Raw genomic sequence first — 24,502 nt, forward strand, 5'->3', positions numbered from 1 at the left:
AAGCGCTTACTTCCAGAAATCGCGTATGGAGGCGATCCCCTGGGCACCTACGGCACGCGCATGGTTGGCATCGAAGCGGGTCATGCCACCCAGTGCGAAGACCGGCATGGCAGCGGTCTCCACCAGCTGCTGGAAGTCGTGCCAGCCAAGCGGCGCCGCATCCGGGTGGGTCGGCGTGGTGCGCAACGGCGACAGCGTCACGAAATCACAGCCGATTCGGCCGGCCTGCTCAAGCTGCTCACTGTTGTGGGTCGAGGCAGACTGCCACTTGCCCTGGGCCAGCGGGCGGCGCTCGAGACTCATCAGCCGCTCGCTGGTCAGGTGAATGCCGTCGGCGTCCACCTCATCAAGAAGCTCGGGTTCACCATTGAGCTGCAGGCGAGCACCATGCTTCCGGCACAGCGCCAGAGCGCCCTCGGCGCGAGCCAGATAGGCATCGCGATCCAGTTGCTTGGCACGCAACTGCACTAGACGCACCTTATCTTCGACCAGCGCCCGCTCGAGCTTGGTGAAGAAGACCTCATCGTCGTCCTCCTCCGCGGTGATCAGACACTCGGTAGGCAGGATCACCGCCCGCAGGATCGGCAGGTTGGCCGCCGGGAAGGGATAGCTGAACAGGTCATTCTTGTCGACCCAGCGCACGGCCTGACCCTCACGACCGAACGGCTCGCCGGAAAAGGCATGCACCTGCCACACGTCCAGCAGGATATGCTTGTCGGGATACTCATGATTGACCCGGATCAGCGGCTGGGCGCGCTGAATCTCGACGCCGAGCTCTTCGTGCAGCTCACGCTTCAGGGCCTCGAAGCCGGTTTCATAGGGCGCCAGCTTGCCGCCGGGAAATTCCCATAGGCCGCCCTGATCGACGTTGGAGGGGCGCCGGGCGATCAACACCTGGGTCGTATCCTCGCTGACGATGGCGGCGGCAGCCACATGTACCCTTCTCTTGACCATTGTGTGTATTACCTTTCAAACATGAATAACGCGCGACCCGCAGTGCGCCCTGAGGGGCATCGCGGCAACAGCAGGCCAGGCCTAGCTGCGGTAGTCGGCGTTGATGGAGACATAGTCGTGGGACAGATCAGAGGTCCAGACAGTGGCCTGGGCCTCTCCGCGTCCCAATCGAATGCGGATGGGAATCTCCTCGCCCGCCATCACGGCGCTGCCGGCGGCCTCCGTATAGCCGTCGGCACGTCCGCCCTGCTCGACCAGTCGCACGTCGCCCAAGTCGATCACCACTCGGTCGACATCGAAGTCAGCGACCGGGGCACGCCCCACCGCGGCCAGAATGCGACCCCAGTTGGCATCCGAGGCATAGAGCGCGGTCTTGACCAGCGGGGAATGCGCCACCGTGAAGGCCACGTCCAGGGCCTCCTGACGCGAGGTGGCCTCCTCGACCTCGAGGGTAACGAACTTGGTCGCCCCCTCACCGTCGCGGATGACCGCCTGAGCAAGTTCGATCAGCACCTCATCGAGGGCGGCGCGGAACGCCTCGAGCGCTTCGTCGCTCTCGAGCGTCGCACCCTGCCCGGTAGCCACCAGCATGCAGGCATCGTTGGTGGAGGTATCACTGTCCACGGTGATGCAGTTGAAGGAGCGGCTGACGCCGTCGCGCAACAAGGCTTCAAGCCGCCGCTGGGGAATGGCGGCGTCGGTCGCCACGAACCCGAGCATGGTGGCCATGTTGGGCTGGATCATCCCCGACCCTTTGCTGATGCCGGCGAGGGTCACCGTCTCGCCCTCGATGGTGAGCGTACGGGTCGCGCCCTTGGGCCGGGTATCGGTGGTCAGAATACCCTCGGCTGCATCCTCCCAGCCATCCTCGCGAAGCGCCTCGAGAGCCTGGGGCAATGCTCCCAGCAGTCGCTCCATGGGCATGGGCTCGCCGATCACACCGGTTGAGAACGGCAACACCGCCTCGCCCTCGACGCCGGCCAGCCGTGCGAGCTCGTCGCAGCTGGCCTTCGCATCACGCATGCCGGCGGCACCGGTCCCGGCATTGGCATTGCCGGTATTGATCACGAAGTAGCGCGGGGCCAGGCCCCGCTCGCAGCGTGCCGCCAGGTGACGCTTGGCCACCTGAACCGGCGCCGCACAGAATGCATTGCGGGTAAAGGTGCCGGCGACGCTGGCGCCCTCCGGCACCTCGATCACGACCAGGTCGCGACGCCCCGGTTTCTTGATACCCGCACTGGTGGTGCCAAGACGCAGGCCCTTGATCACCGGCATCTGCGGAAAGACCGTTTCACCCACTGCCATGCATTTACTCCCTCGTTCGTTGTCCGCCGGCGACGACGCCGGCAGCGATCAATTAAGCGTGCCGTGACACTGCTTGTACTTCTTGCCGGACCCGCAGGGGCAAGGCTCGTTGCGCCCCACCTTGGGCCCCTCGCGACGCACCGGACGACCATCGCCACCCTCGGTAGCCGGCTGATCGGCAGGCGCCTCAGCGGCGCTCGCCGCGGCTTCGTCATGGCGGCTGGCGGCGCCGGCCTGCTCACGAGCCAGCGTCTCACGGCGCTGCTGTTCGAGCTCCTCGACCTCTTCCTGGCGACGCACCTGGACGTGGCTCAGGATGCGCGTGATATCGGCCTTGATGTTGGCGAGCAGCCCTTGGAACAGCTCGAACGCTTCGCGCTTGTATTCCTGCTTGGGATTCTTCTGGGCGTAGCCGCGCAGATGGATACCGCGACGCAGGTGATCCATCGACTGGAGATGCTCCTTCCAGCGAGTATCCAGCACCTGCAACATCACCTGCTTCTCGAAGCGGCGCATCAGGGGCTCACCGACCGCGGCCACCTTTTCCTCATACAGCTTGCGGTGCGCCTCATGCAGACGCTCGCGCAGCTGCTCTTCGCTGAGGCGGGCATCCTCGGCGGACCATTGGGTCACCGGGGTATCGAGGTTGAACTCGGCCTTGAGGTGGGCCTCTAGCCCGGTCAGGTCCCACTGCTCGGGCAGACTCTGGGGCGGCACGAAGTCGCTGATCGCTTCGTCCAGCACCTCGTCGCGAATGCCCAGCACGTTCTCGGAGACCTCTTCGGCCTCGAGGATGTCGTTGCGCTGCTCGTAAATCACGCGACGCTGGTCGTTGGCCACGTCGTCGTATTCAAGCAGCTGCTTGCGGATATCGAAGTTGCGACCCTCGACCTTCTTCTGGGCACGCTCGACGGCGTTGGAGACCATCTTGTGCTCGATGGCCTCACCCCGTTCGAGCCCCAGCGCCTGCATCAATCGTTGTACCCGATCGGAACCGAACAGACGCATCAGGTTGTCTTCCAGCGACAGGAAGAAGCGCGTCGAACCCGGGTCCCCCTGACGGCCGGAGCGGCCGCGAAGCTGGTTGTCGATGCGCCGTGACTCGTGGCGTTCGGAGCCGACCACATGCAGGCCACCGGCGGCCAGCACGGCATCATGACGTTCCTGCCAGGCGGCCTTGATGGCCGCGATCTTAGCCTCGTCGGGGCTCTCGAGCTCGGCGACTTCAGCTTCCCAACTGCCGCCGAGCATGATGTCGGTACCGCGACCGGCCATGTTGGTGGCGATGGTCACCGCGCCGGGGCGACCGGCCTGGGCAATGATCTGCGCCTCGCTCTGGTGCTGTTTGGCGTTGAGCACGTTGAAGTTCATGCCGGCCTTGCGCATCAGATCGGCCAGATACTCCGAGGTTTCGATCGAGGCAGTACCCACCAACACCGGACGACCGGCCTCGGTTTCGGCCTGAACATCCTTGATGATCGCTTCGAACTTCTCCTCGCCGGTGAGATAGACCAGATCGTTAAGATCGCGACGAATCAGCGGGCGGTTGGTGGGAATCACCATCACATCCAGGCTGTAGATCTGGCGGAACTCGAAGGCCTCGGTATCGGCGGTCCCGGTCATGCCGGAAAGCTTCTCGTAGAGGCGGAAGTAGTTCTGGAACGTGGTCGAGGCCAGCGTCTGGCTCTCGCGCTGAACGGTGACGCCTTCCTTAGCCTCGACCGCCTGGTGCAGCCCCTCGGACCAGCGACGGCCAGGCATGCTGCGCCCAGTGTGCTCATCGACGATCACCACCTGGCCGTCGTCGATGATGTAGTCGACGTCGCGCTGGTAGAGATGCCGCGCACGCAGCGCCGAATGCATGTGCTGAAGCAGGTTGAGGTTCTGGGCGGCGTAGAGGGATTCATCCTCACCGAGCAGCTCTTCGCCGCGCAGCAGCGCTTCCACCTTGTGGTGGCCTTCCTCGGTAATATCGACCTGCTTCTGCTTCTCATCGAGCACGAAGTCGCCATCCGGCGGCACATCATCGTCTTCGCTCTGCTCGCCTCGCACCAGGTCAGTCGACAGGCGGTTGATCACCTTGTAGAGCTCGGTGTTTTCTTCCACCGGGCCGGAGATGATCAGCGGCGTGCGCGCCTCATCGATAAGGATGGAGTCGACCTCATCGACGATGGCGTAGTGAAGCCCGCGCTGAACCTTGTCCTCGAGGGAGAAGGCCATGTTATCGCGCAGGTAGTCGAAGCCGTACTCGTTGTTGGTGCCGTAGGTAATATCGCAGGCATAGGACTGGCGCTTTTCATCGGAATTCTGGCCGGAATAGATCGACCCCACCGTCAAATCCAGGCGTTCGTAGAGCGGACGCATCCACTCGGCGTCACGGCGCGCCAGATAGTCGTTGACCGTGACCACGTGCACGCCCTTGGCGGGCAGCGCATTCAGGTACACGGCAAGGGTGGCCACCAGCGTCTTGCCCTCGCCGGTCTTCATCTCGGCAATACGCCCGGTGTTCAGCGCCAGGCCGCCGATCATCTGCACATCGAAATGGCGCATGCCCATGACGCGTTTGCTGGCCTCACGCACCACGGCGAAGGCCTCGGGCAGCAGCGCGTCGAGTGACTCTCCCGCCGCCAGACGCTCGCGAAACTCACTGGTCTTGGCCCGGAGGCTGGCATCGTCGAGGGCCTCGAACTCCGCCTCCATGGCATTGATCTTGGCAACGACCTTGCCAAAGCGTTTGACCTCGCGGTCGTTCTTGGAGCCGACCACTTTGCGCAATAAATTATTAATCATGAAACGTCCGTTCTCTACCAAGCATCCGAATACGGGCCCGAGCACCTTGGCCAGGCACTGGCGCCCACTATCCGCCCAGCGGGCGGGCATATCAGACGGTTTGGCAAGGGGGGCCGCGACGGGTCAGCACATCATGGGCGGCGGCGGGAACCCGCACCACCTTGCGTGGCAGCGGGCGATTCGGCAACTGAAGGCGCCAGCGACGAAGCGGCCGCCAGCGGCGTTGGCTCGCCTGACGGCGGCTTTCAGCGCGGATGACCGCCGGCGCTAGCCAACAGATATGCACCACCCGCTCGATCAGGCGCACGCCGTCAGCCTGTACCAGGCCCGCCGGCAACAGGCAGCCCACCAGCAAGCCTGCCAGCCACCAGCGCGTGCGACGGCGCGAGGCCGTATCGGCAGGCCGACTTGGGCTAGCGTTAGTAGAGCCGTTCATGCTGTTGGAGGTCTCGCGGGCATGATAGATTGCCGGTTATCGTTTGGCGTCAAAAGTGCAGCCCATGAGTATAAAGGTTAAGCGTTTCCGCGCCCAGCCCGTCACGTCGCTGCTCGGCGGCCGCGGTGAGCTCGGCGGCCTGATGCGCATGGCCGGCCTGATCGACCGGGCCCAGCAGGAACTGCGCGAGCATCTTCCCGAGGAAGTCCGCGAGCACGTGTTCGTGGGCGGTTACCGGGACGGTAAGCTGACCCTGATCACCGATCGCGCGGTCTGGCTCACCTGGCTGCGCTACGAACAACCCCGGCTGTTGGACCTGCTGAGACGTCGGCCAGAATTCGAAGCCGTGCTGGGATTTACGCTCAAGGTCCGCCCGGTCCGCCCTCCCAAGGCCCCGCCGCGTCATAGCCGGCGGCTGTCGACCAGCGCCGCCGGAGAGATCGCCAGCTGCGCCGAAGATACCGAAGACCCACGGCTAAAGCGCGCCCTCGAGCGCCTGGCTTCCCACGCTGACGACCAGGACAAAGGCGCGGACAAGGACAAGGACTAGCCAGCCGGACTGATTTGACCTACGTGGGCTTTCGGCACGACCTTCCGCTCATGACCTTTCGCCACGAGCTATCAACCACGAACTATCAACCTCGCCCTATCACGCTTCGGCATAGCCCGCACAATCCATCCCACACGATCTATCCCAGGCACGCCCCATCCCATACAACCTAGCCCACACAACGTGTCCCGCACGACTCCCAAACGTCACTCACTAGCCCGGTTTGCGAGCGCCGTGTCCTGGGCACCCACAAAAAACGCCGCTTCCCAAACGGGAAACGGCGTCAAGCAATCATGTCATCAGCGGCTATCTTGCCTGCCATGACAACGACTCGGCGAGGGGTATGTGCCCCGAAGTATCAAGCCATGGCCGGAGCCGCGTAGGAGATCGGAGAGGTCTGGTGAGCATCCTCGAAGGTCACCAGCTCCCAAGCGTCAGTCTGAGCCAGCATGGCACGACAAAGCTGGTTGTTGAGCGCATGGCCGGACTTCACACCGCGGAATTCGCCAATCAGGCTGTGACCGAGCTGATAGAGATCGCCGATGGCGTCCAGCACCTTGTGCTTGACGAACTCGTCGTCGTAACGCAGGCCGCCTTCGTTGATGATGCGGTAATCATCAACCACCACCGCGTTGTCCAGGCTGCCGCCCAGCGCCAGGTTCTGGGAGCGCAGGAATTCCAGATCACGCATGAAACCGAAGGTACGGGCCCGGGACACTTCCTTGACGAAGGAGGTGGTGGAGAAGTCCACGACCGCCGTCTGGTTACGCAGCTCCGACACGGGATGATCGAAGTCGATGGAGAAAGAAACCTTGAAACCGTGATGAGGCAGGAAAATGGCTTCCTTATCGCCATCGCGGACCACTACTTCGCGCTTGATGCGAATGAAGGTCTTGGCCGCCGCCTGCTCTTCGATACCTGCTGACTGGATCAGGAACACGAAGGGACCCGCGCTGCCGTCCATGATCGGGACCTCGCCGGCGCTCAGTTCGACAAAGACGTTGTCGATACCCAGGCCTGCAAAGGCAGACATCAAGTGCTCGACCGTCGCTACCTTGACGTCACCCTGAGACAGGGACGTGCACAGCGAAGTGTCGGTCACGAGGTTGGCATTCGCCGGTATCTGCACCTCGGGGGTGAGATCGGTACGAACGAAGATAACGCCGGTATTGACCGGTGCCGGACGCAGGGTCAAACAGACCTTTTCGCCCGAATGTAGACCCACGCCAGTGGCGCGGATGGTGTTCTTGAGAGTACGTTGCTTAATCATGGGCAATCGCCGAGCCGTGATATGTAGTTATCAAACAGTGTTCACTATACCATCGAACGAATGTTTCAACAAAGAAAACTCACCCCGGCGAACCCTATGTCAACAATAGATTGGCTTAATCGGCCTGACGACGCAGAAATGCCGGGATATCCAGGTAGTCATCCATATCCTTGGCCTTGCGCTGATCGGCGCGAGCCTTGGCGGCTTCCTGGTCGGCCGTCTTAGCGGCCTGCTGACGCATCACCGCAGGCTGCTGCTGCAGGGTGCGATAATCGGTGGCCTCAGGACGCGAAGCTGCCGTTTCACGCGGAGCAGAGGCTGTCTTGGGTGCGCGACCATCGAGACCCGCTGCCACCACAGTGACACGCAGCTCGTCGGACATTTCCATGTCGATGGAAGTTCCGACCACGATGGTGGCATCCTGAGAGGCAAACTCCTGAACGGTCGCACCGACGTCATTGAACTCGCCGATGGACAGATCCGGACCTGCCGTGATGTTGACCAGAATGCCGCGGGCACCATGCAGATCGATATCTTCGAGCAGCGGGCTGCGAATCGCCTTTTCTGCGGCCTCTCGCGCACGGTTCTCGCCAGTAGCACCACCCGTGCCCATCATCGCCATGCCCATCTCTGACATCACGGTTCGCACGTCAGCAAAGTCGACGTTGATGATACCGGGGCTGGTGATCAGCTCGGCGATACCCTGGACGGCGCCCAGCAGCACGTCATTGGCGGCGCTGAAAGCGGTCAGCAGGCTGGCGCTCTTGCCAAGCACCGACAGCAGCTTCTCGTTGGGAATGGTGATCAGCGAGTCGACGTGTTCGGAGAGCTCTTTCATGCCCTCCTCGGCTGCGCGCATGCGCTTGGGTCCCTCGAAGGGGAACGGGCGGGTCACCACGGCAACGGTCAGGATGCCAAGCTCCTTGGCCACCTGAGCGACCACCGGTGCACCGCCGGTGCCGGTGCCACCGCCCATGCCGGCGGTGATGAACACCATGTCGGCACCTTGCAGCAACTCGGCGATGCGCTCGCGATCTTCCATCGCTGCCTGGCGACCAACCTCAGGATTGGCACCCGCGCCAAGTCCTTTGGTAATCTCGCTACCCAGTTGGAGGACAGTCTTGGCGGCCACACGCTTGAGGGCCTGAGCATCGGTATTGGCACAGATGAACTCTACGCCCTCGATATTGCTCTCGACCATGTGATTGACGGCATTGCCACCACCGCCACCAACACCGACCACTTTGATGACCGCACTGCTTGAAGGTGCGTTATCAACCAGTTCGAACATATGCCCCGTCTCCTGGACCGCATGCGGTCCGTGTCAGAAATTTCCTTTGAACCAGCCCTTGATTTTCTCTAGGGCCGGCATCGCTTCCTTGAATCCCCGGGAGACGTCCTCCCTTTTCGGCTGCGCCGAAACGACCCGGCCCTGACCCTGCCTAGCATCACGCATGCCGTAATGTAGCAAACCGACTCCTGTCGAATAAATCGGGTTACGCACCACATCGGCGAGCCCTCGAACGTTTTGAGGGCAAGCGATACGCACAGGCATGTGGAAGATCTCTTCGGCAAGCTCCACCACGCCTTCCATGCGTGATGTGCCGCCTGTCAGCACTACCCCAGCAGCGACCAGGTCTTCGAATCCACTGCGGCGCAACTCTTCTCGGACTAGCGTAAACAGTTCCTCGTAGCGTGGCTCGACCACCTCGGCCAGCGCCTGTCGCGACAGGTCTCGTGCGGGGCGGTCGCCGACGCTCGGCACCTTGATCATCTCATCGCTGGCGGCCAACTGGGTCAGCGCGCAGGCATACTTGACCTTGATGTTCTCTGCATACTGGGTCGGCGTACGCAGGGCCATGGCGATGTCATTGGTAACCTGATCACCGGCAATGGGGATGACCGCCGTATGGCGAATCGCCCCCTCGGTGAAGACCGCTATATCGGTCGTTCCGCCGCCGATATCGACCATGCAGACACCGAGTTCCCGCTCATCTTCGGTGAGCACCGCATGGCTTGATGCCAGTTGCTCAAGGATGATCGCATCGACTTCGAGACCGCAGCGCCGCACGCATTTCTCGATGTTCTGCACGGCATTGAGCGCCGCCGTTACCAGATGCACCCGTGCCTCGAGGCGCACACCCGACATCCCCAGCGGCTCGCGAATGCCTTCCTGGGTATCGATGGCAAACTCCTGAGGCAACACGTGCAGCACACGCTGGCCCTCGGATATCGCTCTCGCTCGCGCCGAATCAATCACGCGCTCGATGTCGGAATAGGACACTTCGCGATCCTTGATGGCGACTACGCCATCGGAATTCATCGAACTGATATGACTACCGGCAATGCCGACATAGACCGAATGAATGTCGCAGCCGGCCATCAACTCGGCTTCCTCGACGGCTCGCTGAATCGATTGAACGGTCGATTCGATATTGATCACCACACCCTTCTTCATCCCCCGGGAGGGATGCGACCCGATGCCGGCAATTTCGATGCCGCCATCGTCGCTGGGCTGACCGACGATCGCCACCACCTTGGATGTTCCGATATCCAGCCCGACTACCATATTAGAAGCGTTGGAATGTCCTGCCATGGGTCGGGAATACTCCTAGAAACTGTCCGGATGATCATCCGTGAATCCGCAAAAAAGTTGCATTGAGGCAATTATAGGAACAACTACCCTACTTTCACCACCCCAGCATAAAAACCTGCCACACAATAAGCGGTTTTTTCACGGAAAGAAACACCTTGAACTCCCACCTGGCGGGAGCTGCACCGAAAAAAGGTGTCCGTCCTCATTCAATCTTCACGGCTCGACTGGTGCAGTCTCACCGTGCCAGGCAACCGCCACGCCGTTGGGGTATCGCAGATCGATGTAGCGGATTTGCGACGCCTCGCTTCCCAATTGACGACGCCATGCAGACTCGAGTCGTGCCAGCCGAGCATCCCGATCGCTGCGCCCCAGCATGATCCAGACACCGCTACCGAACTGCATACGCCAGGCCCCTCGAGGCTCAAGGCGCAGCTGACGAATGTCGACGCCCAGCGTCGCGAGCTGTTGCCGCAAACGGTCATAATAAGCCAGTACTTCAGCCCCACTGCCATCCGGCCCAGCCAAGTCGGGCAGCCCCTCTGGGGGGGCCACCGAGCCGAAAGCGAAGGGCTCACCGCGGGAATTGAGCAGTTCATCATCATGCCAGCGTGCCACCGGTTCCTGCTCGAAGAGCTCCAGGGTCAGGGCATCAGGCCACTGACGCGACACCCTCACCTCGTCAAGCCAGCCGATATCACGCACTCGCTGACGCAGGTCGCCGAGATCAAGTGCCAGCCACGACTGCCCTTCAACCAGCGGCGCCAGCTGGTCACGCAAATAGTCGGCGTTGACGTGCTCGAGCTCGCCACGAATCGATACTCGCTCAATGGGGCGGTCCAGCCACAGCCACATCACGCGGCCGCCGGCTACCAGCAGCACGATGAACAGGATCAGGCCCAGCCAGGGCCCTCGGGAGCGCTCCATTACCGGTCAGGTCTCCCGCGCAGCGTTGAGGCTGCTTTCGAGAATGCGCAGCACCAGCGAATCGAAGCCGATGCCAGCATGAGCCGCCGCTTGCGGCACCAGGCTATGATCGGTCATGCCCGGCACGGTGTTGACCTCGAGCAGCCAGAAATGCCCGTCGGCGTCACGCATCACATCGACCCGCCCCCAGCCGTCAGCTCCGATAGCCTCGAAGGCGTGACGGCTCAAGTCGCCAAGCGCCGCTTCGTCTTCAGCACCGAGGCCGCACGGCAGATGATACAGGGTCTCGTTGGAAAGATACTTGGCCTCGTAGTCATAGAAGCCGCTAGGGACTTCAACCCGGATCGCCGGCAGCACGCTGTCGCCAAGCAGCGACACCGTATATTCGGGGCCCCTGACGAAGCGTTCCGCCATCACGGCGGCATCGAAACGCGAGGCGTCACGATACGCGGCCTCGAGGGCTTCGGGGCTCTCGACGATGGTGATACCCAGAGTCGACCCCTCGTGTACCGGCTTGACGATCAGCGGCAGACCCAGCGTTTCGCAGACGGCCCGCCAGTCAGATGCAGCGTCCAGGTTCAGGCTCTCGGGCGTGGGCAGCCCGGCATTGTGCCAGACGGCCTTGGTGCGCTGCTTGTCCATGCCCAGCGCAGAGGCCAGCACGCCGCTGCCGGTAAAGGGAATTTCGAGCAGCGACAGCGCCCCCTGGAGGGTGCCGTCTTCGCCTACGCCCCCGTGCAGGGCGATGAAGACCCGATCCGGTTCCAGCGCCTGCAGGCCCGGCAGGCCGTTTTCGGCCAGGTCATAGCCAATGGCATCGACGCCGCTACGCTTGAGAGAGGCAAGGATCGCACTGCCGCTGATCAGCGACACCTCGCGCTCGGCGGATGCACCACCATAAACGACGACCACCCGGCCAAAGCGCTCGGCGCCCGTTCCTGGGCTCGTCATCATTGCATCATCCGTCATAGCACCACCTTATCGAGCTCGAGGCGTTGTTCGGCGAGCCCCAGCGCGATGCCGCCGACATCGCCGGCGCCCTGGGTGATCAGGATATCGTCGGGGCGCAGAATGCGTTTGAGCAGGTCGGGGAGTTCCGCCTTGTGTTCGACGAACAGCGGATCGACCCGACCGCGCTGGCGAATCGAACCGGCCAGCGTCTTGCCCTCGGCGCCGGGAATCGGCGTCTCGCCTGCGGCATAGACGTCCAGCAACACCAACGTATCGACCCCCGACAGCACCCGCACGAAGTCCTCGTACAGGTCACGGGTACGCGAATAGCGGTGCGGCTGATAGACCATCACCAGTCGCCGCTCGGGCCAGCCGGCACGGATCGCCCGAATCACCATTTCCACTTCGCGGGGATGGTGGCCGTAGTCATCAACCAGCATGACCTCGCCCTCACCGCTCGGCGCCGGAAAGTTGCCATGCACCTGGAAGCGGCGACCGACGCCGGCAAAGCTGGCCAGGCCGCTGAGGATAGCGGCGTCAGAGACACCGGCATCGCAGGCCACGGCAATCGCCGCCAGGGCATTGAGGGCATTGTGTTCACCCGGCATCGCCAGGCGCACCGCCAGCGGCGACTGACCGTCCGGGCGCAGCGCGGTAAAACGCACTTCACCGGCGTCCTGGACGAACTCGGTGATGCGATAGTCGGCGTCTTCGCTGAAGCCGTAGGTGACGAACTGGCGATGCACTTGGCTCAACAGGCCCCGCACGTGCTCGTCGTCGATGCACAGCACGGCCAGGCCGTAGAACGGCAGATTGTGCAGGAACTCGACGAAGGTGCCCTTGAGGCGTTCGAAGTCGCCGCCGTAGGTGCTCATGTGGTCGGCGTCGATGTTGGTGACGATGGACACCATCGGCTGCAAATGCAGGAAAGACGCGTCCGATTCGTCGGCCTCGGCGACCAGATAGTCACCTTCGCCGAGACGCGCATTGGTGCCGGCACTGGTCAGCTTGCCACCAATCACGAAGGTCGGGTCCAGCCCGCCCTCGGCCAGCAGCGTCGAGGTGATACTGGTGGTGGTGGTCTTGCCATGGGTGCCGGCCACGGCGATGCCGTGGCGAAAGCGCATCAGCTCGGCGAGCATCTCGGCGCGGCGCACCACCGGCACGCGGTGCTCCTGGGCCCAGCGGATCTCCGGATTCGAGGGATCGATGGCCGTGGAGACTACCACCACATCGGCCTGCTCGACGTTCTCGGCGGCATGCCCCAGCGCCACGCGAATGCCGCACTGGCGAAGATGGGCAACCACCGGGGATTCCTTCACATCGCTACCGCTGACCTGGTAGCCCTGATTGGCCAGCACCTCGGCGATGCCGCACATGCCGGCGCCACCGATGCCGACAAAATGGATGCGCCGGATGCGCCGCATGCCGGGCCCTCGGACGTCACCGCCAGCCAGCGGGGATTGCTTGCTATCGTTCACTGTCTATCTCCATGCAACCGGCCACCAGGCGATCGACGGCATCCAGCCGAGCGTTGGCTCGGGCGCGGCTCGCCATGGTGGCCAGGGTATCGGGGACCAAGAGCGTCTCGAGCCGCGCGGCGAGCGCGGCCGGCGTGATCTCGGCCTGAGGCATCAGTTCACCGGCGCCGACATCCAGCAGCACCCGGGCATTGGCAGTCTGGTGGTCATCCACCGCATGCGGGAAAGGCACCAGCAGCGCAGGCTTGGCGGCCGCCGCCAGCTCGGCCACGGTCAGGGCGCCTGCACGACATACCACCAGATCGGCCCAGTCATAGGCGGCGGCCATGTCATCAATAAAGGCACTGACCTCGGCGGTCACGTCATGGGCGGCATAGCTCTCGCGGGTCGCCGCGTCCTTGTCGCGCCCGGCCTGATGACGAACCTCGGGTCGTTTTTCCGGTGCGAGCTTGGAAAGCGCCGCCGGCAGATGATCGTTGAGCGCCTTGGCACCCAGAGACCCCCCCACTACCAGCAGGCGAAGCGGACGACTGCGCAGCGTGGCCTCATCCCGGGGCGTCTCGCCCAGGGCGGCGATCTCGGGGCGCACCGGGTTGCCGATCACCTCGGCATGGCCTGAAAAGGCGCCCGGGAAGGCGGCATAGACCCGCCGCGCAAGCCGAGAAAGCACCTTGTTGGTCATGCCGGCCACGGCATTCTGTTCGTGGATCAGCAGCGGACAACGGGTCAGCCAGGCCGCCAGGCCGCCAGGGCCACTGGCAAAACCGCCCATTCCCACCACCAGGTCCGGCTTGAAACGGGCGATCACCCCCCGGGCCTGCCAGATGGCTCGGCTCAGCCGCCAGGGGGCCGAAAGCCATCCCGCCGGCCCGTTGCCGCGCAGGCCGGCAATGTCGATGTGGTGAAGCGTAATATCGGCCTCGGGCACTAGGCGATTCTCGATGCCCCGCGGGCTGCCGAGCCACTCGATGCGCACGCCACGGGCCTCGAGGCCGCGAGCCAGCGACAGCGCCGGGATCACATGCCCGCCGGTGCCGCCGGCCATGATCAGCACCCGCTCAAGTCTTGGTTCGTTCACGCGCGCTCTCCCTGCGGGTCGGTGTCTGGTTAGGCTGGGCCTTGCCCGGCGAGGGCTTGGGAGCCGTCGGGCGAGCCCGACGCACGGCCTGTCGAGTCTCGATATCGACCCTCAGCACCAGCGCCACCATGACGGCGCTGATCACCAGGCTCGAGCCGCCGTAGCTCAGAAGCGGCAGGGTCAGGCCCTTGGTCGGCAGCATGCCGGTACTCACCGCGATGTTAATGAAAGCCTGAGCGCCGATGATAAGAGCAATACCGTAGCTGAGGTAGGCAGCGAACGGCAATTTGGCCAGCTCCGCGCGCCGACCCACCGCCATCGCCCGAATGACCAGCAGGGCAAAGAGCCCGACCACCGTTATGGCGCCTACCAGACCGAGCTCTTCGGCAATGACCGCGAAGACGAAATCGGTATGTGCCTCAGGCAGGTAGAAAAGCTTCTGCACGCTGTTACCCAGCCCCAGACCGAACCAGTGGCCGCGGCCATAGGCAATCAACGCCTGGGTCAACTGATAGCCGCTGGCGAACTGATCCGCCCAGGGGTCTGAGAAACTGGTCAGCCTCGCCATGCGATAGGGTTCGGCGATCGCCAGCAGAAGTCCAAGAGCCGCCAACAGCACCAACAGCAGCAGGAAGCGCCACATCGGCGCCCCTGCCATCAGCAGCATGCCCATCACGCAGCCGGTTATCACCACCACCGAGCCATAGTCGGGCTCGAGAATCAGCAGGAAGGCGACCACCCCCGTCACCAGCAACGGCCGCAGGAAGGCGCCCCAGGTCTTGCGCACCGCCGGCAGGTAACGCTCGAGATAGCCGGCCATGTAAGCGATCATGCACAGCTTGGCGATCTCGGAGGGTTGCAAATTTACGGGTAGGCCGGGAACCGACAGCCAGCGGGTACTGCCGTTGACCTCGCGACCGACGACCAGCACCACCAGCAGCAGGAAGATGGCGACGCCCAGCAGCAGCTGGCCATTGACCCGCCACCAGCCAAGCGGCACCCACAGCACCGCATAGCCGACCGCAATCGCCACCAGCACGAAGAGACCATGGCGAATACTGAAGTAGAAGGGATTGCCGGTAAGTCCTGATGCGACTTCGCTGGAAGCCGAGGTGACCATCACCCAACCCACCAGCATCAGCGCAAGAGCCGACAGCAGCAACCAGCCATCGAAGGGCTGATGCGCGGTGGACAACCGTTCGCGTAGCCCTTTCATGTGCCCTCTCCCAGCGTCTTGAGTACCCAGTCACGAAAGGCGTCCCCGCGAGCCATATAGTTGGGGAACTGATCGAGGCTCGCACAGGCCGGTGAGAGCAGCACCGCATCCCCGGGCCGAGCAATGGCATGCGCCCGCACCAGTGCTGATACCAGATCATCGACCCGGGTTACGGTCACACCCTCTTCCAAGGCCGCGGCCAGACGCTCGGCATCGGCACCGAATACCACCACCTCACGGGCATAACGCGCCAGCGGCGCGGCCAGCGGAGCAAAATCAGCTCCCTTGCCCACGCCGCCGGCCAACAGCACCAGGCGGCCGTCGAGTGTCGGCCCCAGGCCTTCGATGGCGGCCAGAGTGGCGCCGACGTTGGTGCCCTTGGAATCGTTGATCCAGGCGATGTCGTTGACCTTGGCCACCAGCTCGCCACGGTGGGCAAGCCCGGCAAAACGCTCTAGCACCGTCCGCATGGCGGCAAGCGGCAGCCCCAGGCGACGCCCCATGGCCATCGCGGCCAGGGCATTGGCCTGGTTGTGACGCCCGGGCAAGCGCACCGCAGCAGCCGGCATCAACGGGGTGTCGCCGTGCATCAGCCAGGGCACCGTGCCCTGGCCGTCGTCATGCGCCGCAATCCCCCAGTCATCATCGGCTGGCGCCTCGGTAGTGAAACGATCCAGCGCCGGTAGCGGCGAAGTCGGCCAGGTCATGGGGTCATCGGCGTTGACGACGCCATGAGCCGCTCCGCGGAAGATACCGAGCTTGGCGGCACGATAGCCCGCCAGGTCGCCATGGCGATCCAGGTGGTCTTCGCAGAGGTTGAGAAAGGCCACCGTCTCGGCGCCGAGCCAAGGCGTGGTCTCGAGCTGGAAGCTCGACAGCTCCAGCACGTAGAGCTCGGCATCGGGCATCTCTGCCAGCAGCTCCAGCGCCGGCGTTCCCAGGTTGCCGCCCACCGCGACGCGCCGGCCGGCCTCACGGGCCATATCGCCGAGCAGGGTGGTCACGGTGGACTTGGCGTTGGCGCCGGTAATGGCGGCGATGGGGGCGCGGGCCGCGCGCACGAAGAGCGCGATTTCGCCGATCAGCCGCGGCCGGCCTTCGCCGTCGAGGGCCTCCAACGCCGGCAAGCCAGGCGTCCTGGGGTCGACCCCGGGGCTCAGCACCACCTCCTTGGCCGCCGACATGTCTAGCTCGTCAAGCGGCCCACAGTGGATAGCCACACCCGGATGCTCCGCTTGTACGTCCTCGAGACCCGGCGGTAGCGTGCGGGTATCGGCGATCATGAAGGGAGTACCCAGACGCGACAGGTGTCGCGCAATGGCGCGGCCCGAGACGCCGAGCCCCACCACCAGGGTCATCCCCTTGGGGACCACAGCCATCAGCGCACCTTCAGGGTCGCGAGTCCCAGCAGCACCAGCACCACGGTGATGATCCAGAAACGCACGATCACCCGCGGCTCGGGCCAACCCTTGAGCTCGAAGTGGTGGTGCAGCGGCGCCATGCGGAAGATGCGCCGTCCGGTGAGCTTGTAGGAGCCGACCTGCAGAATCACCGACACCGTCTCCATGACGAAGACCCCGCCCATGATGAACAGCACGATTTCCTGGCGCACGATCACCGCCACGACACCAAGGGCAGCGCCAAGCGCCAGTGCACCCACGTCACCCATGAAGACCTGGGCCGGATAGGTGTTGAACCACAGGAAACCGAGGCCGGCACCGGCGATGGTGCCGCAGAACACGGCGAGCTCACCGGCGCCGGGAATCAGCGGGATATGCAGGTAGGTGGCGAAGACGGTGTTGCCGCTGGCGTAGGCAAACACGGAGAGGCCCATGGCCACCAGCACGGTGGGCATGATCGCCAGGCCGTCCAGACCGTCGGTGAGGTTGACGGCATTGGAGCTGCCGACGATCACCAGATAGGTCAGCACCACGAAGAACAGGCCCAGCGGCACCACCACATCCTTGAACAACGGCACGATCAAACTGGTTTCAACCGGGCTTGCCGCCGTCAGATAGAGAAGCACTGCGGCGCCCAGGCCGATCACCGACTGCCAGAAGTACTTCCAGCGGGCCGGCAGACCACGGGGGTTCTTCTCGACCACCTTGCGGAAGTCATCGACCCAGCCGATGGCGCCGAAGCCCAGGGTGACGCCGAGCACGATCCAGACATAGTGGTTGGTCAAATCGCCCCACAGGAGGGTGCTGACGGCCATCGCCATCAGAATCATCGCCCCGCCCATGGTGGGCGTACCGGCCTTGGAAAGGTGTGACTGGGGGCCGTCATCGCGCACGGCCTGACCGATCTGGCGCTCGACCAGACGACGGATCATCATCGGCCCCAGCCAAAGGCAAAGCAGCAGGGCCGTCAAGGTCCCCAGGATCATGCGCAGGGTCAGGTAGCTGAAGACGTTGAAGGCGTTATTGTAGTGCGCCAGTAGCTCGGCGAGAAAAAGCAGCATGGGTCGCGTTCACCTTGATGCATCCAGGCGCAGCTCGGCAATCAGGCGTTCCATGCCGGCGCTGCGCGAGCCCTTGACCAATACGCTGGCCCCGGGCGGAAGATGGTTGTGGGCATGGCGTGCAAGCGCCTGCCAATCGTTGAAATGACACCCGCCTTCACCGAAGGCCTGGCTAGCCGGCTCGGCCGGCGCGCCCAGAGTGCCGAGGAAATCGATCCCTCGTTCCCGCGCATGGCGCCCGACCTCGGCATGCAGCCGATCGGACGCCGCTCCCAGTTCGCCCATGGCCCCCAGCAGACACCAGCGGGGACCAGGTAGCTCGGCCAGCAGGTCTATCGCCGCCTTCACCGCACCGGGGTTGGCATTATACGTATCGTCGAGCAAACGTGAATCACGGATTCCCGGCACCGCCATCAGGCGGCCGGACATCGGCGCCGCTGCCGACAGACCCGCCATCAGCGAGGCCTCATCGAGGCCCATGGCAACAGCGGCCGCAGCGGCGGCCAGGGCGTTGGCCACATTGTGACGGCCAAGCAAGCCAAGCTGCACACGACCCAGCGAGCGTTCGTCGACGAGAAGCGTGAACGCATAGCGACCCTCGCCATCGCAGGCGAGGTCTGCCGCCCGCACACGTGCACCTTCCTCGAAGCCGAAGTCCAGCACCTCGCGGGGCTCGGCCAGGCGCCGCCACAGCGGATAGAAAACATCGTCACGGTTGAGCACTGCGACCCCGCCGGCACCGAGGCCGGCGAGGATTTCGGCTTTGGCCTGGGCGATGCGCCCCATGCCGCCAAACTCGCCGACATGCGCGCCGGTTACGTTGGTAATCACCGCCACCTGAGGGGCGGCCAAGAGTGTTGTCCAGGCGATCTCACCGAGATGATTGGCGCCGAGTTCAAGCACGGCGTGCCGATGCTCGGGGGCGAGGCCCAGCAGGGTCAGCGGTGCGCCGATGTCGTTGTTGAGGTTGCCGCGGGTCGCGAGTCCCTCGCCGCCTGCCGCGAGCAGCGTGGCAAGCAGCTCCTTGACCGTGGTCTTGCCGCTGTTACCGGTGACGGCCACCAAGGGGCCGCCCCAGGCCTGGCGACGGGCCTTGGCCAGCACGCCCAGCGCCAGCCGGGTATCGGCAACCACGAGTTGGGGCAGCGGGTCCTCTACCGGTCGTGAGACTACCGCGGCGAGCGCCCCGGCTTCCCGCGCCTTGGCGAGGTAATCGTGGGCGTCGAAGCGCTCGCCGACCAGCGCCACCAGCACCTGGCCGGGCGCCAGCGCCCGCGTATCGGTGGTGATGCCCGCGACCGGCGATGACGGCTCGACCGGACAGGGCGCGCCCATCAGCTCGGCCAGCTCGCCCAGGGTCTCAAGGCCCGCGCCGCTCATGAACGCGACTCCGGCCCAGCATCCCCGGGCAAGGACGCGAGGTCATCCAGGGCCTGGGTGATCTCCTTGGCATCGGAAAAGTCATGACGCACGCCGCCAATCTCCTGATACGTCTCGTGGCCCTTGCCCGCGACCAGTACCACGTCGTCCGAACCGGCGGCTTCGAGACAGGCCCGAATCGCCGCGCGACGTCCCTCGATGCACCAGGCCACGTCCCGCTGGGCCGGTTCCAGCCCCTCGAGGATCTGGCCTCGAATCGCCGCCGCATCCTCGCCCCGCGGGTTGTCGTCGGTAATCACCAGCCGGTCAGCGTGGGAAGCGGCCGCACGGGCCATCAGCGGTCGCTTGCCGCGATCGCGATCACCGCCGCAGCCGAACAGGCACCACAGTTGGCCGGACTTGCCCAGGTGCGCCCGCAGCGCGGCCAGGGCATTGTCCAGCGCATCCGGCGTATGGGCGTAATCGACCACCACTGACGGCTGGCCAGGCCTGGAGAGCGGCTGCATGCGCCCCGGTACCGGGGCCAGCTGCCCCGCGGCCACGCTGATATCCTCAAGAGATCCCCCGAGGCCGTAGAGTGTGGCCATCGCCAGCAGGACGTTGTCTAAGTTGAAACGTCCCATCAGTGACAGCGCCAGCGCGAACTCCCCATCGGGACTGGCGATCAGTGCTCGCTGGCCGTCGGGGCGCGGCTCCCAATCGAGCACTCTGAAGGTGGTGGCTTCGTCCTCGCCGGTGGCCAGCACCCGGACGCCCTTGGGCAGACCGGCCAACATCAGCCTCGCCAGCGAATCATCGCCATTGACCACGGCCAGCTCGAGCTCGGAGCGCTTGAAGAGCTTCGCCTTGGCGGCGGCATAGTCGGCCATGCCGCTGTGGTAATCAAGATGATCGCGGGTCAGGTTGGTGAACACCGCGGCCTGCACCCTGCAACCCTCGAGGCGCTGCTGATCGAGGGCGTGAGACGACACCTCCATGGCCACGCGGTTAAGGCCCTGGGCGGCCATCTCAGCGAGGCTTTCCTGCAGCGCCAGGGGGCCCGGCGTGGTCAGGCCGCTATCCACCAACGCCCCCGGGCGCCCGCTACCCAGCGTGCCGATCAGTCCGCAGGGACGACCCACGGCCTCACTCAGGGCAGCGATGTAGTGCGTTACCGAACTCTTGCCGTTGGTGCCGGTGACGCCGATCAGCTGCTGGTGCTCCGGCACCTGAAACAGTGCCCGGCCGAGCTCACCTACGCAGTAACTGAGGCCGGTCAGCATCAGCACCCGTGGATCATCGGCTTCCTCATAGGGAGGCGTCTCGGCATCGAAATGGCAAAGCACCAGCGCGGCGCCGGCCTCCAGCGCCTGGGTCAGATAGTCACGGCCATCGACATGCACGCCGGGCAGCGCGATGAAGACATCGCCCGGGGTCACATGCCGGCTGTCCTGGATCAACCGGCGCGGCCCCTCGGGCTGGGCGGGAAGCGCAGCGGTGATGCCGGGCCAGAAGGCCTCGAGGCTGGCGAGGAGTCGCGAGTTGTCAACCTGCATGCGTGTCTCCTGGAATCAAGGGGCGTCGGCGGACGAGAGAGTATCTTGGTCGGGCGGCACATCGAGCAGGCGCAAGGCGTTGCCGACGACGGTCGAGAACACCGGCGCCGCGACCAGGCCGCCATAGTAGTCTCCCCCACGGGGATGGTCGATCATCACGACCGTGACGAGTCGCGGATCGGAGGCCGGGGCGATGCCGACGAAGAGGCCGCGGTAGGCGTCCTCTTCGTAGCCGCCTCCGGACGCCTTGTGCACGGTACCGGTCTTGCCGGCCACCCGGTAGCCAGGCACAACGCCACGGTGCGCGCCGGTGTCAGGCTGCACCACCTGCTCCATCATGCCAAGCAGTTCATCGGCGACCCGCGGCTCAATGACGACAGACCCCTCGGGCGGCTCATCGCGCTTGAGAAGCGAAGGAGGCAAGCGGCGCCCATGGTTGGCAATCGCCGTATAGGCGCTGGCCAACTGCAGGGCCGACACTGACAGGCCGTAGCCGTAGGCCAGGCTGGCACGCTGGCTGTCGGCCAAACGCACCGGGGCCGGCAGGGTGCCGTCGGCTTCCCCCGGGAAGCCCGTGCCCGGCGACTGGCCGAGCCCAAGGCGGCGGTAGGTATCGACCACTGCCGTATCGGGCAGGTCGAGGGCAATGCGGCTCATGCCGATGTTCGAGGACTTCCTGAGAATTCCGCCCAGGGTCAGCTTGCCGTAGTTGCGAAAGTCGCGGATGGTGAAGCGGTTATCCAGACGCATCCAGCCAGGCGACGTATCGACCACGGTATCGGGCGAATAGCGATCGGTCTCGAGGGCCGCGGACATGGCCAGCGGCTTCATCACCGAGCCTGGCTCGAAGACGTCTACGATGGCCTGGTTGCGCAGGCTGCGGGGATCGAGGCCGGCACGGTTGTTGGGGTTGTAGGACGGCTGGTTGGCCATCGCCAGCACTTCGCCGGTGCGAGCATCCATCATCACCAGGGTGCCGCCGTCGGCGTTACGCTCCTGAACGGCCGCCTTGAGCTCCCGGTAGGCCATGTACTGCAGTCGCTGATCCATCGCCAGGACCAGCTCACCGCCGGGGTCGGCCTCCTTGAGCAGGTGCAGATCACGTACCAGGCGGCCCCGACGATCCTTGAGCACCCGGCGCTTGCCCGGCGTCCCTGACAGATAATCGTTATAAGCAAGCTCCAGCCCCTCCTGCCCACGATCGTCGACGTTGGTCACGCCAAGCAGCTGGGCCGAGGCCTCGCCCGACGGATAGTAGCGACGATATTCGAGCTGGCGATAGATGCCCGGCAGGTTGAGATCGAGAATCTCCTGAGCATCGGCGGGCGTCATCTGACGGCGCAGATACATGAACTCACGCTCGGAATAACGGGCGATACGCGCATTCAGGTCATCCAGGTCGACATCCAGGGCTTTCGCCAGCACCAGACGCTGAATGTCGTCCGGCGGCAACTCCTGAGGATTGGCCCAGAGACTGACCACCGGCGTGGAGATCGCCAACGGCTCGCCGTTGCGGTCGGTGATCATGCCCCGATGAGCGCTGATCGATTCGACGCGCAAGGTGCGGGCATCGCCCTGCCCCTGCAAAAAGGAGCGGTCGATAACGTGCAGGTAGGCGATACGCGCGCCGAGCATGCACAGGGCCAGCAGGATCAGCCCCAGCATCAGCCGGTAGCGAAAAGCGCCCAAGGGAGCGCTGGGAGGCGGGCGACGTGGTGTGGCAGCGCGGCGCTGGGTCGTGCTCATGGGCCGATCACCTCAACCCTCTCGATATCGGGTAGGCGCATCTCCAACCGCTCACTGGAAAGTCGCTCGATACGCGCCGGGCTTGACCAGGCACTCTCCTCGAGCAGCAGCTGCCCCCACTCGGTCTGTAGCTGGTTCTGCTCGCGCTCGAGCTGCTGAAGGCGGGCGTATTGCACGCGGGTCAAATGGCTGGTGGTGGTGACTGCCAAGGCACTCACCAAGGCCGCCACAACCAGCAGCAGTACCAGCAGGAGGCGCAGCTTCGGAAGTTGGCTCGCCTCCAGGCCTGGCATCCAGACTCGTCCCTGGCTCATGTCGCTCCTTTTAGCTGCTGCGTCTCGGCTGCTGCCTCTTGGCGGCTAGCGGATTGCGGGGTGCTGGCTATTTCAGCTTGCGCGCCACTCGCATCACGGCACTGCGCGCACGGGGATTCCCCTCGACTTCGGCGGCATTGGCCCGCCGGGCCTTGCCGACGGCTTCAAGGCGGCGATTGAGCTGATCATCGCGGATCGGCATGCCGCGGGGCAAGTGGGTGTCGCCACGCACATGCTCGCGGATGAAGCGCTTGACGCGCCGATCCTCGAGGGAATGAAAGCTGATGACCACCAGATGCCCGCCCGGCGCCAGGGCCTCCAGTGCGGCGTCGAGCGCGGCATCGAGTTGTTCGAGCTCGCCGTTGACATGGATGCGCAATGCCTGGAAGGCACGCGTCGCCGGATGCTTGCCCTTTTCCCAGGCGGGGTGCGCCGTCTTGATGACTTCCGCCAGATCGCCGGTGCGAGTAAAAGGGCGCTCCTGACGGCGCTCGACGATGGCCCGAGCCAGACGCTTGGCGAAGCGCTCTTCGCCATGGGTCTTGAATACCCAGGCGATGTCCTCGACCTTGGCCCGCGAAAGCCAGTCGGCCGCACTCTCGCCGTGATCGGGGTCCATACGCATGTCCAGCGGACCATCGCGCATGAAACTGAAGCCACGCTCCGGGTCGTCGAGCTGGGGAGAGGACACACCCACATCAAGCAGGATGCCGGATAGCCGGCCGTGCAGATCGTGCGCGGTGGCGATCTCACCGAGCCTTGCGAACTCACCCCGCTCGATGGCAAAGCGGGCATCATCGATGCTGGCCGCTTCCGCCAGCGCCTGAGGATCGCGATCAATGGCCAGCAGACGTCCTTCTGGCGCCAGGCGCGAGAGGATCAGGCGGGAGTGCCCGCCGCGTCCGAAGGTGCCGTCGAGATAGGCACCGGCGGGGTCGACGAGCAGGGCATCGACCGCCCCGTCGAGCAGCACGCTTTCATGGAGAAAGGAAGACGGGGCCGCGGCGTTCTCAGGTGAGGTCATGCAGGTCTCGATACGAACATAAACACCGGCCGACCATCTCATGGCCAGCCGGTGATGGGGAATGGAAGGGAGTCGGCCGATAAGCCGGGTTCTGTCGTGGACAGTCATTCCTCTAGGAAAGGCGTCGCCACCTTTCTCAAGCAACCTACCCGAACCCAGCGCGGGCCACGCCAATGGGTTCCTATTTGGTCTTGCTCCGAGTGGGGTTTACCATGCCACGCTCTGTTGCCAGGCGCGCGGTGCGCTCTTACCGCACCCTTTCACCCTTACCGGCCTCCCGAAGGAGACGTAGGCGGTCTACTCTCTGCTGCACTGGCCGTCGGCTCACGCCGCCCAGGCGTTACCTGGCACTCTGCCCTATGGAGCCCGGACTTTCCTCCCCCGATGACCTGCTAGAGGCCCTCAGCGGCGACTGTCTGGCTGACTCCCAGCGGCGAAGAATACCAGCGCAGCCATCCCCCCTCAAGCGATGACTGCATGACCGAGCCACG

Annotated in this window: 20 protein-coding genes and 1 other RNA gene; 1 reads left to right on the top strand and 20 read right to left on the bottom strand. The window is 64.4% G+C overall.

All coding sequences use genetic code 11. The features are described 5' to 3' along the window. Positions 1-6: 6 nt before the first annotated feature. The 4 genes from BCL93_RS01450 to BCL93_RS01465 all read right to left on the bottom strand — a co-directional run bounded on the left by BCL93_RS01450 (position 7) and on the right by BCL93_RS01465 (position 5,485). Positions 7-954: a Nudix family hydrolase gene (locus tag BCL93_RS01450; protein WP_112053331.1), complete on the bottom strand. Its 948-nt coding sequence runs from the start codon at positions 952-954 to the stop codon at positions 7-9. Between the two features lie 81 nt (positions 955-1,035). Continuing rightward, positions 1,036-2,259 carry a bifunctional glutamate N-acetyltransferase/amino-acid acetyltransferase ArgJ gene (gene argJ / locus BCL93_RS01455; protein ID WP_112053332.1) on the bottom strand — a complete coding sequence of 408 codons (1,224 nt, stop codon included), beginning with the start codon at positions 2,257-2,259 and terminating at the stop codon, positions 1,036-1,038. A gap of 48 nt (positions 2,260-2,307) precedes the next feature. Continuing rightward, positions 2,308-5,049, bottom strand: coding sequence for a preprotein translocase subunit SecA (gene secA / locus BCL93_RS01460; RefSeq protein WP_112053333.1), 2,742 nt, complete (start codon positions 5,047-5,049; stop codon positions 2,308-2,310). 91 nt (positions 5,050-5,140) lie between these two features. Then, the gene (locus tag BCL93_RS01465) at positions 5,141-5,485 is read right to left on the bottom strand and encodes a hypothetical protein (RefSeq protein ID WP_112053334.1); all 345 of its coding nucleotides are present in this window, start codon (positions 5,483-5,485) and stop codon (positions 5,141-5,143) included. 64 nt (positions 5,486-5,549) lie between these two features. Between BCL93_RS01465 and BCL93_RS01470 the strand changes: the two genes are divergently transcribed. Next, entirely contained in the window at positions 5,550-6,035 is a 486-nt protein-coding gene (locus BCL93_RS01470) for a DUF721 domain-containing protein (RefSeq protein WP_112053335.1), read from the top strand. Positions 6,036-6,393: 358 nt separating this feature from the next. Here BCL93_RS01470 and lpxC read toward each other — a convergent pair whose 3' ends face one another. From lpxC to rnpB, 16 genes are all read right to left on the bottom strand, one after another. Further along, positions 6,394-7,305 carry a UDP-3-O-acyl-N-acetylglucosamine deacetylase gene (gene lpxC / locus BCL93_RS01475; RefSeq protein WP_112053336.1) on the bottom strand — a complete coding sequence of 304 codons (912 nt, stop codon included), beginning with the start codon at positions 7,303-7,305 and terminating at the stop codon, positions 6,394-6,396. A 115-nt stretch (positions 7,306-7,420) separates the two neighbouring features. Then, a complete protein-coding gene (gene ftsZ / locus BCL93_RS01480; RefSeq protein ID WP_112053337.1) occupies positions 7,421-8,596 on the bottom strand; it encodes a cell division protein FtsZ in 1,176 nt (391 codons plus the stop codon). 33 nt (positions 8,597-8,629) lie between these two features. Continuing rightward, a complete protein-coding gene (gene ftsA / locus BCL93_RS01485) occupies positions 8,630-9,901 on the bottom strand; it encodes a cell division protein FtsA (protein WP_112053338.1) in 1,272 nt (423 codons plus the stop codon). A gap of 213 nt (positions 9,902-10,114) precedes the next feature. Beyond that, positions 10,115-10,825, bottom strand: coding sequence for a cell division protein FtsQ/DivIB (locus BCL93_RS01490; protein ID WP_112053339.1), 711 nt, complete (start codon positions 10,823-10,825; stop codon positions 10,115-10,117). 6 nt (positions 10,826-10,831) lie between these two features. Further along, entirely contained in the window at positions 10,832-11,794 is a 963-nt protein-coding gene (locus BCL93_RS01495; RefSeq protein ID WP_304525276.1) for a D-alanine--D-alanine ligase, read from the bottom strand. Beyond that, positions 11,791-13,203, bottom strand: coding sequence for a UDP-N-acetylmuramate--L-alanine ligase (gene murC, locus BCL93_RS01500; protein ID WP_112053594.1), 1,413 nt, complete (start codon positions 13,201-13,203; stop codon positions 11,791-11,793). The genes BCL93_RS01495 and murC overlap by 4 nt, the downstream gene beginning before the upstream one ends. A 43-nt stretch (positions 13,204-13,246) precedes the next feature. After that, a complete protein-coding gene (gene murG / locus BCL93_RS01505; RefSeq protein ID WP_112053595.1) occupies positions 13,247-14,302 on the bottom strand; it encodes an undecaprenyldiphospho-muramoylpentapeptide beta-N-acetylglucosaminyltransferase in 1,056 nt (351 codons plus the stop codon). 13 nt (positions 14,303-14,315) lie between these two features. After that, on the bottom strand, positions 14,316-15,551 hold the full coding sequence (ftsW, locus tag BCL93_RS01510) for a putative lipid II flippase FtsW (RefSeq protein WP_112053340.1): 1,236 nt from the start codon (positions 15,549-15,551) through the stop codon (positions 14,316-14,318). Further along, the gene (murD, locus tag BCL93_RS01515; RefSeq protein ID WP_112053341.1) at positions 15,548-16,930 is read right to left on the bottom strand and encodes a UDP-N-acetylmuramoyl-L-alanine--D-glutamate ligase; all 1,383 of its coding nucleotides are present in this window, start codon (positions 16,928-16,930) and stop codon (positions 15,548-15,550) included. The genes ftsW and murD overlap by 4 nt, the downstream gene beginning before the upstream one ends. Then, on the bottom strand, positions 16,930-18,012 hold the full coding sequence (gene mraY, locus BCL93_RS01520; RefSeq protein WP_112053342.1) for a phospho-N-acetylmuramoyl-pentapeptide-transferase: 1,083 nt from the start codon (positions 18,010-18,012) through the stop codon (positions 16,930-16,932). Before mraY ends, murD begins: the two co-directional genes overlap by 1 nt. 9 nt (positions 18,013-18,021) lie before the next feature. Further along, on the bottom strand, positions 18,022-19,392 hold the full coding sequence (locus tag BCL93_RS01525) for a UDP-N-acetylmuramoyl-tripeptide--D-alanyl-D-alanine ligase (protein WP_112053343.1): 1,371 nt from the start codon (positions 19,390-19,392) through the stop codon (positions 18,022-18,024). Further along, positions 19,389-20,927: a UDP-N-acetylmuramoyl-L-alanyl-D-glutamate--2,6-diaminopimelate ligase gene (locus BCL93_RS01530; RefSeq protein ID WP_112053344.1), complete on the bottom strand. Its 1,539-nt coding sequence runs from the start codon at positions 20,925-20,927 to the stop codon at positions 19,389-19,391. The genes BCL93_RS01525 and BCL93_RS01530 overlap by 4 nt, the downstream gene beginning before the upstream one ends. A 15-nt stretch (positions 20,928-20,942) precedes the next feature. Then, on the bottom strand, positions 20,943-22,673 hold the full coding sequence (locus tag BCL93_RS01535; protein ID WP_112053345.1) for a peptidoglycan D,D-transpeptidase FtsI family protein: 1,731 nt from the start codon (positions 22,671-22,673) through the stop codon (positions 20,943-20,945). Next, positions 22,670-22,987 carry a cell division protein FtsL gene (gene ftsL, locus BCL93_RS01540; RefSeq protein ID WP_112053346.1) on the bottom strand — a complete coding sequence of 106 codons (318 nt, stop codon included), beginning with the start codon at positions 22,985-22,987 and terminating at the stop codon, positions 22,670-22,672. The genes BCL93_RS01535 and ftsL overlap by 4 nt, the downstream gene beginning before the upstream one ends. A 67-nt stretch (positions 22,988-23,054) precedes the next feature. Further along, positions 23,055-24,011: a 16S rRNA (cytosine(1402)-N(4))-methyltransferase RsmH gene (rsmH, locus tag BCL93_RS01545; protein WP_181463004.1), complete on the bottom strand. Its 957-nt coding sequence runs from the start codon at positions 24,009-24,011 to the stop codon at positions 23,055-23,057. A 64-nt stretch (positions 24,012-24,075) separates the two neighbouring features. Continuing rightward, positions 24,076-24,439, bottom strand: an RNA gene (gene rnpB / locus BCL93_RS01550) — RNase P RNA component class A. Positions 24,440-24,502: the final 63 nt, after the last annotated feature.

It is taken from the genome of Onishia taeanensis, assembly GCF_003268885.1.
GTDB classification, from domain to species: domain Bacteria; phylum Pseudomonadota; class Gammaproteobacteria; order Pseudomonadales; family Halomonadaceae; genus Onishia; species Onishia taeanensis_A.